9 protein-coding genes are annotated in these 12,674 nt (G+C 60.2%); 5 read left to right on the plus strand and 4 right to left on the minus strand.

Annotation, left to right across the window (positions count from 1 at the left end; translation table 11 throughout):
- Positions 1–93 precede the first annotated feature (93 nt).
- The 4 genes from H3T90_RS03730 to H3T90_RS03745 form a co-directional block, all read right to left on the minus strand.
- The gene (locus tag H3T90_RS03730) at positions 94–1,539 is read right to left on the minus strand and encodes a tagaturonate reductase (protein WP_198229645.1); all 1,446 of its coding nucleotides are present in this window, start codon (positions 1,537–1,539) and stop codon (positions 94–96) included.
- A 99-nt stretch (positions 1,540–1,638) separates the two neighbouring features.
- A complete protein-coding gene (gene eda, locus H3T90_RS03735; protein ID WP_198229646.1) occupies positions 1,639–2,304 on the minus strand; it encodes a bifunctional 4-hydroxy-2-oxoglutarate aldolase/2-dehydro-3-deoxy-phosphogluconate aldolase in 666 nt (221 codons plus the stop codon).
- Positions 2,305–2,396: 92 nt separating this feature from the next.
- A complete protein-coding gene (locus tag H3T90_RS03740; RefSeq protein ID WP_198229647.1) occupies positions 2,397–3,401 on the minus strand; it encodes a sugar kinase in 1,005 nt (334 codons plus the stop codon).
- 226 nt (positions 3,402–3,627) lie between these two features.
- Complete coding sequence (locus H3T90_RS03745) at positions 3,628–4,857, minus strand: FAD-binding protein (protein ID WP_232350552.1); 1,230 nt, start codon at positions 4,855–4,857, stop codon at positions 3,628–3,630.
- 387 nt (positions 4,858–5,244) lie between these two features.
- On the opposite strand from H3T90_RS03745, the gene H3T90_RS03750 reads away from it, so the two are divergent.
- The 5 genes from H3T90_RS03750 to H3T90_RS03770 all read left to right on the plus strand — a co-directional run bounded on the left by H3T90_RS03750 (position 5,245) and on the right by H3T90_RS03770 (position 12,602).
- Entirely contained in the window at positions 5,245–6,309 is a 1,065-nt protein-coding gene (locus H3T90_RS03750) for a uroporphyrinogen decarboxylase family protein (protein WP_198229648.1), read from the plus strand.
- A 51-nt stretch (positions 6,310–6,360) separates the two neighbouring features.
- On the plus strand, positions 6,361–7,551 hold the full coding sequence (locus H3T90_RS03755) for an ABC transporter substrate-binding protein (RefSeq protein WP_232350553.1): 1,191 nt from the start codon (positions 6,361–6,363) through the stop codon (positions 7,549–7,551).
- A 9-nt stretch (positions 7,552–7,560) separates the two neighbouring features.
- Entirely contained in the window at positions 7,561–9,381 is a 1,821-nt protein-coding gene (locus tag H3T90_RS03760) for an ABC transporter permease (RefSeq protein WP_198229649.1), read from the plus strand.
- Positions 9,378–11,168: an ATP-binding cassette domain-containing protein gene (locus tag H3T90_RS03765; protein ID WP_232350554.1), complete on the plus strand. Its 1,791-nt coding sequence runs from the start codon at positions 9,378–9,380 to the stop codon at positions 11,166–11,168. Before H3T90_RS03760 ends, H3T90_RS03765 begins: the two co-directional genes overlap by 4 nt.
- A gap of 102 nt (positions 11,169–11,270) precedes the next feature.
- Positions 11,271–12,602, plus strand: a complete 1,332-nt coding sequence (locus H3T90_RS03770; protein ID WP_198229650.1) for an O-acetylhomoserine aminocarboxypropyltransferase/cysteine synthase family protein — start codon at positions 11,271–11,273, stop codon at positions 12,600–12,602.
- Positions 12,603–12,674 lie beyond the last annotated feature (72 nt).

Here is a 12,674-nt window from a genome sequence, read left to right on the forward strand (position 1 = left end):
GGAAGTTTCCTTCAACCTGGGAAAGCCGACATACATGCAAATGCGAGAGTCAAATTGCTCCGAAGCAACTGACCCCTCGTTTGCACTGTTGGCTCACGCCAATCGGTCAATCAGGGGCTGGACACCCCGGTCGGCCAAATCGTCCAGGTTCTTCTGTACAGCTTCCACTAGTCCAGCAATCCTGGTCAGGTCATGGCCCCAAATGGAAGCATCGGAAAGAATCCGATTGACAAAGTCATCCTGACCAGCAGCCTTGTGGAAGGCATCGATGACCTTTTGATCATCCTGAATCTTCACTGCATCACCGGCCTTGCCGCCATAAATCCACAAGAGGCAGGACAGCGCCAGGATGATGCGTTCCGGAAGCCCGCGTCCCTGCTCTACGTTTGCCGTGACCAGCGGGAGAAGGCGTGAGACGAATTTGGAGACCGAGTTCAACCCTATGGAGTCCAAAGAATGCTGGACAAAGGGGTTGTCGAACCGCTCGCGAACAGCAGCAGCGAAGTTCTCCAGCTCCTCCTTGGGCAGGGTCTGGACGGGGATGATCTCCTCCTCCATCTCGCGGGTGATGAAAGAGCGCATGGTCTTATCGCCCATGACCTGTCCTACGGTCTTGAATCCGGCCAGCCGAGCCACCTGGGCCATGGTGGTATGGGGACCGTTGAGCAGATAAACCTTGCGCTCACGGTAGGGCTGTACAGCATCGCAGGTCACCAGGTCGATTCCGGCCTTCCGCGCGGGAAGCAGCTCATCAACCTTGCGCTGGGCGGTCTGGTCACCGGCTACGACCCAAAGCAGGAAGGGTTCGGCCTTGACCATGTTCTGATCCTCGTAGCCCAGCATCTCCCAAAGCTCCTGGGCATCTTCACGCGGGTAGCCGGGGACTATCCGATCCACGAGAGTGGATACGAAAGTGTTCTCCCGATCAAGCCAGTCGATGAAATCCTTGCCCCATCTGAACCGTTCGGCGACATTTATCAGAGCACGATGCAGGGCCAGACCGTTGTCGGCGATAAGCTCGCAGGGCATAATCAGGAAGCCTGGCAGGGACCTGTCGAACCTACGCTTGAGCAGATGAGCCAATTTTGCCGGATATCCCGCTGGCGGCTGATCTGTGACCTTATCCCCATCGTTGACGGCAATGCCTGCCTCGGTGGTATTGGAGATGATGATCTGCGTATCAGGATCATCGGCCAGAGCCAGAAAACCATCCCAATCCTTGTAGGGGTCGACTGTCTTGCCGATGGAATCAATCAGCTCATGGCTACGGACGGGCTTCCCATCCTTGAGGCCTTCCAGAATGACCGTATAGAGCCGCTCCTGGTCCTCCAAGACATGGACTCTGCCGTTTTCAAGGGGCTGGACAACTGCAACGTTCCCCTCGAACAAGCCCCTGTTGTTGAGCTGCTGGACTATCCAATCAACGAATGCTCTGAGGAAATTTCCCTCACCGAACTGAATGATCCTGATGGGTCGTTGAGCTGCTTGTGCACTAGTCAGCCCCAGATGCACAGCCACTGCTTCCTGTAGTCTTTCCACAATGCTTCCTTTCCGTCCGCTTGCGTCATCCCGCCCATACGGGAGATCCGGCCAGATCATCGAACTTGGCGACCGATGACCAGCCCGGGACTCAGACACTCAGCCTTGCACCACCTGCCTGGCTTGCGTACAGGCATCAGCAACGGCTTTCCAATCGCCTTGGCGCTGGGCCTTGGACGGTACAGGGAAGCTCCCGCCCACAGCAAAGACGTTGGGCAGGTCGATGTATTCACGGGCGTTCCCGAACCCGACTCCTCCGGTGGGCAGGAAGCTCATCTCGGCAAAGGGGCCGGAGAGTGCCTTCAAGGTCTTGACGCCACCGTAAGCCTCGGCTGGGAAGAACTTGGTAAAACGCAGACCAAGATCATAGGCTTTCTCAATGTCGCTGGGAGTCGCCGTTCCAGGCAAGACCGGTATCCGGGAGCCCATGCACCAGTCGACCACAGCATCGCTGAATGCCGGGGAGACGACACCCTTGCAACCTGCCTCCACTGCCTGGCGTGCCTGGTCGACCGTGTGCACAGTTCCTGCCACCAGGGTCACCTCAGGCACCTGATCGTGAATGGCCCGCATCCCGTCCAGGGCGGCAGCCGATCGGAAGGTGACCTCTGCGATGGGCACTCCACCGGAAGCCAGGGCCCTGGCCAGAGGAACCGCTTCCTCGGGTGAATGCAGGGTGACCAGGGGGACCACTTTGATTGTTCTGATCAGATCGATCAATCCGATCCGGTTCTCCGGTACATCTGTCTTGTCAAACTCGCTCATGCCTGCTTCCTTCTCTTGTGGAATTGAACTTGTTGAATCGAATCCATCGCCTGTCCATGGAGGGCTCCTGATCGTCGCACAGATAAACCGGCTCAGCCAACCTGTCTGACCCTCGCCCGCCGGTGCCCGGCAATAAAGTCATTTAACTGGGCCTTGTCAGGCAAGCCTTCGTTGTCGGAGACCACCTGGGTCTGCATGGCGCCAACGGCACACCCGCGCTCCAAGGCTTCGGACATGCGTCGGCCTTCAAGCAGGGCCGACAAGACACCGGCTGCGAAACCGTCGCCGGCACCGACTGTGTCCACCACCGCATCAACCTTGAAACCCGGAACGTAGACACCATCGTGACCGTCCGTCGCGTAGGCTCCATCAGGCCCGTCCTTGACCACCGCATAACGGGCGCCATTGTCAATGAAGGCCTGACCGATATCGCGGACATTGTCCAGCCCGAATAGATGCCTGCCCTCGGAAATGCCTGGAAGGACCAGATCAGCCTTGGCGCTTAAAGACAGGAGCGTCTGCTTCATTTGCCTGTCGCTCTTCCAAAGAGCCGGACGTTCGTTGGGATCAAAGGAAACGAAAATCTGATTGGCCCGAGACAGCTTAACCAGCGCTTTGCTGGCTTCCAGTGTGCTTTCCGAAAGCGCTGGGAGGATTCCGGTCATATGCATCAGCGAGATGCCGTTGCAATCGATGGCCTTGACATCGGCCGGGCCCAAGGCCGAAGCCGCCGATCCCTTGCGAAAGTAGTAAGTCTTGGGGTCTCCCTGCTCTACCTTGGACTTCATCATAAAGCCAGTGGAACGAGTGACATCCTTGCCGACCAAGGAGGTGTCCAGGTTGTTCTGCCGCATGAAGTACAGAATCCGTTCGCCTATCGGATCCTGGCCTATGCGAGTCATATAGACCGGATGCTGACCCAACCGCTCCAGACCGATTGCCACATTGAGCTCAGCACCGGCCACCGAGGCACTGAAAGATCCGACCTCGCTGCAGGGTCCCTCCTCGCCTGCCGCGAAGAGCCCCATACCCTCGCCGACCAGGAGGACCTTGCCGGGACGGACGCCGCTGACCACTATGTCGTGGGAAACCGCCATACCATTCCTTCCATGACCTGGACAGATGAACCCGACGGGCCTGTCTCAACCCGCATCAACGCGGGTGACTGTCCGATTCGTCCATTGCTGTTTTCAAGCTATGTGATAGAGGGATGGCGGAGGAATATGTTGCCAGCTGTTGCTTGTCCCGGCATTATTAAAAAAACGGACCCTCAGATCTTTGCATTGATCTGAGGGTCCGAAGAAACGAAGCTTGGAGCAGGGGCTACCAGGCCAAATCAATACCCAGGGTGACAGGTTCGGGAATCAGTCGGATGCCGAAGGTGGAATCCACGCCTTTCTGGATGGCACGGGCCAGGGCCACCATGTCGTCTGATCCGGCACCCCCGCGGTTGGTCAAGGCCAGTGTGTGCACGTCAGACAGGGCAGCAGCCGACCCCTGCTCCAAAGCGAATCCCTTGTGGAAACCTGAATGATCGATCAGCCAGGCTGCTGAGGTCTTGACCAAGGCCGAGTCTTCGACAGGGTAGCGAGGGGCATCCGCCGGCAGGGCATCCGCGGCCTCACGACTGATGATCGGATTGGTGAAGAAACTCCCGCAGCTATGACGGTCAAGCAGCGCCCGCTCGCCCCTAGGGCCGTGAAGGTCACCCTGGACTGCCGCCAGTGCCTCTTCCAGGTCGGAGGTTCGGCGGCAGGACCCCATCCAATCAGTCAGGTACCGGTAGGGATCCTCCAGCATCCCCTTGCCTGCTCTGACGGTCAGGACCGCCTGTCGAATCCGCTCCAGGGGAAGGGTTGCTCCGGACTCCACGCCCAGAGCCTTGGCAAGCTGGGCCGAACCCACCTGAGTTGCCGACCCGTGGCGCAGGACCAGGGTGACCGAAAGAACCACGTAGCGCGGCGTAGGGAAGAACCGAGCGTCGGGCACAGCCGGCGCCTGGTACATGGTCCGCTTGAGCAGGGAGGTCCTGTATCCGAAATCGAGATCCGAGGCACGTAGATAGGCAGTGACCTTGTCCTGGCGGTCCCAGACCTCGACCGAGTCGACAAGACGCCCAACCTCCTGGCCGTAAGCGCCAATGTTCTGGACAACCGAGGCCCCGACAGTCCCGGGGATGCCTGATAGACCCTCTACTCCAACCAGATGCATGCGCACGCAGTAGGAGACCAGGTCATCCCAATTGGTCCCAGCTGTGGCATTGATGTGAACGACCGGAACACCGCCCTCAGGCGGAGCCACCTCGTCAGGAACGCTGATGTCCTGGCGGGTGTCACGCACAACCACCCCGGGAAAGTCCTGGTCAGAGGCCAGCAGATTGGATCCCCCGCCGATCAGGCAGAGGGGCAGCCCCTTGGAATCCGCGCCCTCCACAGCCTCGATCAAGCCCACACGGCTTCGGGGCTGAACAAAGGCGGCCATGCTCCCGCCTATGCCCACAGTGGTGATATCAGCAAAGGTCGGAATGGTGTCTCTGGAGGATACGTCAGACATGCAATTCACTGTATCATCGTCCCCTTATGAGGGCTTCTCCCGGGCAGACGCAATGCCGGGACTGCCTACCGCCCTTGGCAACAACCAATCAGCCATGATCAGAGTGAAGCAAGACCGCATCCAGACGGCTGCAAAGTCCGGTCTGACCCACCCCTATCAGGTTTTCCTATAGCTTTCGCAAGACCCGCGCAGGGCCAAGGGACGATTAGCGGCGATAGATATTACCTATATGCCGGGTCGTTGACCGGCCTGCTACCTGGGGGTTTTATGTGACAAGAGCTTTGGAAAGGGGAATCTCCAAAGCCCGGTTTCCGGACGAGGAGCACCGGGAATCCGTGGACACCTGATCGGGCGTCCACAGGACACGCACCAGGAAATGAGCATGCAATGACAGAAGACAGACGAACCCAGTTCCACCAGATAGCCCATGGCCAGGGGAACCAAGCCTGGCTGACCTCGGCCTGGCAGCACCACATCGGACACGAATACGGTGCCGAGAATTTTGCCGCAGCCACCTTGGACTTCGTCCGCAAGTGGGATTGGGACTGGGTCAAGATCAATCCGAGGGCCATATATTATGCCGAGGTCTGGGACGCAGTCTACGACAAGGACCACTATGATTGGCTGGTCCCGCACACCGTCCGTGCAGCCATCCAGGATGCAGGGGACATCGCCCGCATCGACTACCGCGACCCCGAAACCAATAAGATCCTCCAAGAGCAGATCCAGGCCGCCAGGACCATCCGAGACGGCCTGGAGGACCGAGCAGTTATCGACACTGTCTTCTCCCCGCTCTCGGTCCTCCTTCTGCTGGCTGATCTTCCCCTCTATCCCGATGAGCAGGGCTCTGTGCAAGAGGACGACAGGGATCTGAACAGACAGACGCTGATCTTCGACCAGCCCGAGGCGGCCAAGTCAGCGCTGGACAACATCGCCCGGACCCTTGCCGACTACGCAACCCTGCTGGTCAGCCCCAAGGAGCAAGGCGGGGCAGGCCTGGACGGCATCTTCTTCGCCGAAACGGGCCTGGCCAGCCATGGCTACTTCAACCAGCCGCAACTGGAGGAATGGGCCAAGCCCTATGACCGGATCGTGATCCGGGCAGTCAGACAGGCCAATCCGGAAGCCCTGGTCCTGGTGCATACCTGCCGGGAGGATGCGCATCCTGAAGAATTCACCGATCTGAATCCTGATTTTCTTCATTGGGATCAGTTCCGCCCAGGCAATCCTGAAATCAGCACCGACTTTCCTGCTGTACCCGTGGGCGGAGCCGATTTCGAACTCTTCAACCCAGGCGGCGACGTGGACCAGATCCGCAAGGAATTGGATCAGACCACCCAGGCCCGTCAAGGCCGTCCCTTCCTCCTGGCGCCCTCATGCACCATCCCGACGCCCGCCGACGAGGAGGCCCTGCGCGTTCTGAGCGGAACCCGGGCCCCCAAGGAACTCTGAAACCACAAACAATCCCACCGACATCCACCGCCAAACCCCAAGGGAGACATCATGGCCATCACCTCAAAGCAGCACCATCAGCATCACGGCACCATCAGGGCAATGGTTGCCCTCATGATCACCATGGCCATGGCCGGGCCGCTGTCGGCCTGCGGATTGGGGGGCGACAAGGGCTCCTCCGCAGGATCGTCGGACCATGTGACCATCGCTGCCATTTACCCTAAGACCGGTCTCTACGCCGAGTACGGAAAGATGTTCCAGCAGGGCTTCGACCTGGCCAAGGACCAGATCAACAAGAAGGGCGGAATACAGGGCAAACGCCTGGACATCGATTACTACGACACTCAATCAGATGCCAAGCAGGATGCCGCTGTCGCCCCCAAAATCGCTGCCGACAAGTCGGTCATCGCCGTTGTGGGCGACTACTCTTCGCCAGCATCATCGGCTGCATCGCCCATCTTCCAGCAGGCCGGACTGGTCCATTACGGCTTCAATAACTCCTCCCCGGTGTTCACCAAATCCGGCGATCATGTCTGGACGCCCCAGATATCAGATAAGACCTACCAGGAAGTCAACGCCGAGGCGATATCCAAACGAGCGAAGAAGGTCTCCGTCGTCTATCTGGAAAACGACTGGGGGAAGGAATCATTCCAACACTTCAAAGACGCCGCTGACAAACAAGGGGTGCAGATCATTTACCAGTCCTCCTACCTGCCTGATTCCACTGATCTGACGCCAATACTGATTCCGGCCAAGAACGCTGGCCCTGATGCTGTGGTGGACATCGGCTACGGACCAGACGGGGCATTGGTTCTCAATACCCTCCGCGACAAGCTGGACTACAAGGGACCCTTCTTCGGAGGCCAGGAGACCAAGGAGTTCCTCTCCTTGACGGGGGCAAACTCCCAAGGAACCATCATCACCGGGACTTTCTCGGCAACCGGCACCAAGGATCCCAAGGCCAAGGCCTTCGTCAAGAGCTTCGAGGACCGGTACCACATCGTCCCCGGCAACTTCGAAGTCACGGCCTACCAGGCCATCATGGACCTGGCCCACGCGGGTGAAAAGACCAGCCCCACCAGGCAGGGCATTCAGGAGGCCCTGACAAAAGTCAAGGACTTCCCGCTCTATCAAGGCCAGGGCGGCACCTTCAAGTTCAATGCCAAAACCAGACGGGCAGATGTGATCCAACCCATCCTCCTTCAGGTGGATCAGGGCAAATTCAAACAGATCGAGGAGTAAGCAGCGATCATGGTCGAGACGCTCTTTTCCGGACTCATCCACGGCGGCGTATATGCTCTGGCCGCCGTGGGGATGTCCCTGGTCTTCGGAGTGACCAATGTGGCCAACTTCGCACAAGGATCCCTGGTGGCAGTTGGCATGATGACGGCCTGGTGGGTAGGCTCCTCCCTGGGTTGGGGACTCATCCCCACCATTCTGGCCGTCGTTCTGGTCACAGGCCTTGTCGGCCTGGTCACCAACCTCCTGGTCATCACTCCGCTGGAAGGTCGGCAACCGATTGCCGCTCTCTTGGGAACTGTGGGCGTAGGGCAGGTTCTGGATAACGGGATGCAGCTGATCTTCGGCTCCCAGACCAGGCCCTTTCCCCAGCTGCTGCCCACCCACAACCTGCATGCGCTGGGCATCAGCTTCGGCACTTCCGACTTGGTCATGGGTCTTGTCGCTCTGGCCAGCATGGTTGCGCTCTGGGCCTTCTTGACATACGGCAGGACCGGCCAGGCCATCAGGGCCACCTCCCAGGATTCCCAGGCTGCATTGCAAATGGGAGTGCCTGTCACCTCCATTCGCACCATAGCTTTCGTCATCGGGTCGATTCTGGCGGGCATCGCAGGAATTTTCATCGGCCTGTTCAAGACGAACATCAACCCCATGGACGGCAGCACCATCGGCATGACAGCATTCGTGGCCGCTGCCATCGGCGGACTGGGCTCCATCCCCGGAGCCATCATCGGGGGCCTGGTGCTGGGTTTGGCTGAAGCCGTCGGCGTCGGGCTCTTCGGCGATGGTGTGCACGACCTGATAACCTTCGGCACCCTTCTGCTGGTTCTGATCCTCAAGCCCTCAGGATTCCTGGGCCGCAAGGCAGACATGGGCAAGGAGCCCATGACCGGAACCCTCCCGGAAGCCGCCAGACCCATCCGACTGCCGCTTTGGGCCAACCTCAGCCTTGCAGCAGCCGCTCTGGCCACTCCCTTCATTTTCTCCGACCACCTGGCCGGCATCGGGACCCAGGTGACCATTTATGCCATTGCTGCAGTGGGTCTGACGCTGATCTCGGGCTCGGCCGGTCAGACCATCCTAGGACTGGCAGGACCTGTGGCCGTGGGAGCTTATGCCTCGGCCCTGCTGACCATGCGCATGCACTGGCCCTTCACCCTCTCCCTCCTAGCAGCGGCCATCATTGCCGCGCTTGCTGCATCCCTGCTGACATTCCCAGTATGGAAGCTCAGTGGCCACTATGTGGCTATCGCCACCATAGGAGTGGGAGCAGTCATGGTCGCCATCATCCGCATCTGGGAGCCTCTGACAAGAGGTTCCCTGGGTCTGCAGGGCATTCCTTTGCCGACCTTCCTGGGCAAGCCGCTCTACACCCAGCAGATGCAGTACTTGCTGGATCTGGTCATCCTTCTTCTGGTTCTTGCAGTGACCTCCCGGATTAGGTTCTCACATCTGGGCCACGTCTTCGAAGCCATCGGCGAGGACGGACAAGCGGCCTGGTCCCTGGGGATCAGGACAGGGGCCTACAAGGCGCTGGCCTACGCCCTGGCATGCGGGTCGGCAGGTATCGCAGGAGCCCTGCTGGCACACCAGTACACCTATATCGACCCGACCCTCTTCAATCCGACCATGTCGACCCTGATCCTGACCATCATCGTCCTGGGTGGGATGAAGTCCCCGACCGGAGCCGTGATCGGCTCCCTGATCCTGGTAGGCGCCCCTGAACTGCTGCGCATCCTGCCCGAGGTGAGAATCATGGCCTACGGACTCGTCCTGATCATCTTCATCATCTGCAGACCACAAGGCCTGTTCTCAACCAAAAGGAGGGCATGATGACAGGCAGTCAGCATAGTCCCGAACCCGCACGCGACAATCCCGATCAACCCCTGCTCAGCGTGCGCGATCTGAGCAAGAGCTTCCAGGGACTGCAGGCGGTGGCCGACGCCAACATGGATCTGGCATCCGGCCAGGTGATAGGCATTATCGGCCCCAACGGATCAGGAAAGTCCACGACCATCAACCTGATCTGCGGCTTTCTCAAGCCCGACTCGGGCCAGATCAGCCTGAGGGGACGCACCGTGACCGGCCTGCCCGCTACGGACATGGCCGAGCAGGGGGTGTCCCGCACCTTCCAGAACGGCAGGGTCTTCCCGGCCATGAGCGTTGAGGAGAACGTGGCCGTAGGATTCCATAGGCGCCTGGAAGCCCGCAGGCCCTTTCGCCGTCTGGAGAGGTGGCCCATCCTGCGATGGATCCCCCTGCTGACGCAGACCTGGCTGACGCTGGTGCCCGGTCCCGCCTGCGGGAGGGAGGCGGTCGCCGAACGCAAGGCCGTCCAGTCCGAGATCGACAGATTCAGCGAGCGCCTGGAGGAGCATCGCACCCAGGCCGCCTACACCCTGTCCTACGCCAACAGGCGCCGCACCGAAATCGCCAGAGCCCACGTCAGTTCCCCCGACATCCTGGTCTTGGACGAACCCACCGCAGGGATGAACCAGTCGGAAACGGCCGAGGTGCTGCAACAGCTCCTGGAGCTCAAGGCCCAGGGTCAGACCATGCTTCTGGTCGAGCACAAGATCGACCTGATCGAAGCGCTTTGCGACCAGGTCATCGCCATGGACGGCGGCCGGATCATCGCCTCCGGACTTCCCAGGCAGGTCAGTGCCGACCCCCGGGTCATCACCGCATACCTGGGCGACCGCAGACCCCGCAACGATGCCCCCATGAACGGGCAGGCGGATGTTCTGGCCCGGCAGAACGCCCTGGCTCCGGTCACCGCTGCGGAACCGATTGATGGCCAGGATCCCGACAGCACGGGAACCAGGCTGAGAGCCAAGGCTGAGGCCTCTGATGACGACGAGGGGAAGCCGACCGCCGAGGGGGAGCGAACATTGCTCTCCCTGGATGGCGTCGATGTGAGCTATGGCCCGGTCAAGGCCCTGGACCATGTCAGTCTTCGCATTCCCCAAGGCGGCATCGTCTCGCTTCTGGGTGGAAACGCTTCAGGCAAGTCCACAACCATGAAGACCATCCTGGGCCTGCTGGCTCCAAAGGAGGGGACCATCCGTTTGGATGGACAGGAAATAACCCACACCCCCACCAAGGATCGGGTCCGTTCCGGAATCGCCTCAGTTCCGGAGGCAAGAAGGGTCTTCGCGGCCATGAGCGTGGAGGAGAACCTGCGTATGGGCGCCTACACCCAAAGGGAGCGCAATCAGATCGAGCAGGATCTGGATACCATATATGAGCGCTTCCCCCGCCTGGCCGAACGCCGCGGGCAGCAGGCCGGCACCCTTTCAGGAGGCGAGCAGCAGATGCTGGCCTTCGGCAGGGCCCTGATGAGCCATCCCCGGCTGATATGCATGGACGAGCCGACCATGGGCCTATCGCCCAAGCTGGTCGACCAGCTGCTTGAGCAGATCGCCTCCCTCCGCGACCAGCTGGGCATCTCCATCCTTTTGGTCGAGCAGCAGGCCGAGCTGGCCCTGTCCATCGCCGACTACGGGTACGTGCTGCAGAACGGCCTGATCCGTCTGGAGGGACCAGCCCGACAGCTCTTGAATGATGAACGTGTCCGCCAGGCATACCTGGGCAAGGCAACCTCCGATAGCGGGCGATAAGGAACACCTATGGGAGCAACCTTGCCTGAGGCTCTGAAAGAAGATTCGATGGTGGGCTAGCAAGGGATTCCCGACCGGACACAAGCAGAGGGGCACAACCGTATGAGCAAAGGATTCGCAACAAGAGCCGTCCATGACGGCTATGACTGTCAAAGCCAGGGCGGGGGCGCAGCCAGCGTCCCCATCTACCAGTCGGCCGCCTTTGACATGGTCACCGCCGACCGGGGAGATGCCCTGGCCGCCGGCGAAATTCAAGGATTCTCATACTCCCGCCTGGCCAACCCCACGGTCAAGGTCCTGGAGGACCGCCTGGCCAGTCTGGAGGGGGGCAAGGGGGCTGTAGCCATGGCCTCGGGGATGGCCGCCGTGTCGTCCGCCCTCATGTGCGCAGCCGAAGGCGGCGGGAGACTAATTTCCCCGGTCGATCTTTATGGGACCTCGGTGGATGCCATGAAGACCTTCTTCCCCAACTTTGGCATCGAAACGGATTTTGTGGATGACATCAACGACCTTGACGAGGTGGAATCCCTGATTCAAGACAACACCAGGGCCATCTTCGCTGAGTCCGTGGCCAATCCGTCCACAGCCATAGCCGACATCCCCGGCCTGGCCGACCTGGCCCACCAGCATGGACTGGCCCTGATCATCGACAATACGGTGCCCACGCCCTACCTGCTCAACCCTATCGACTTCGGCGCCGACATCGTCGTCCACTCGACCACCAAGGGGATCAGCGGCCACGGCAACGCATTGGGCGGGGTCATCGTGGATGCGGGGCGATTCGACTGGGGCAACGGCCGCTTCCCGCAGATGAGCCAGCCCGAACTGATCATCAGCGACGAACGACACGGGTCCATGGTCAGCTTTCTGGATGCCTTCGGCAAGATGGCCTTCCTCCACAGGGTCCATACCAAATACCTGCACACCTTCGGGGCGGTCATGAGTCCCTTCACCGCCTACCTGCAACTGACCGGCCTTGAGACCCTGGCCCAGCGGATCGCCACCGAGGTCAAGACGGCAGCGATCCTGGCCCGCCACCTGCTGACCATTCCCCAGGTGGAACAGGTCAACTACTCGGGCATTCCCGAGGGTCGGTACCAGGGCGATGCGGACCAGCAGAACCGCCTGGCATCAACCTTGCTGCCCAAGGGCGTCGGCACGATCCTCTCCTTCAAGGTCAAAGGGGGCTATGAGCAGGTGAAGCGCATCGTGGACTCGGTGCATCTCATGAGCTACATGCCCAACATCGGCGACTGTCGCACCCTGATTGTGGACCCGGCCAGGATCACCCACAGGGAGGTTCCGGGCCCCTACCGTCTCAGTGCTGGTGTGGGCGACGACCTAATTCGAATCTCCGTAGGCCTGGAGAACCCGGACGACCTGATCGCCGACCTGGATCAGGCCTTTGCAGCCGCCTATCCGAAGACGCTCTAGAAGCTGCGTCCTCTACATCGCAAAACCCATTCTGCTCCCAACACATCCCGGGTAATGCGGAACAGGCATATA

The organism is Bifidobacterium polysaccharolyticum (assembly GCF_016101585.1).
Classification (GTDB): Bacteria; Actinomycetota; Actinomycetes; order Actinomycetales; family Bifidobacteriaceae; genus Bombiscardovia; species Bombiscardovia polysaccharolytica.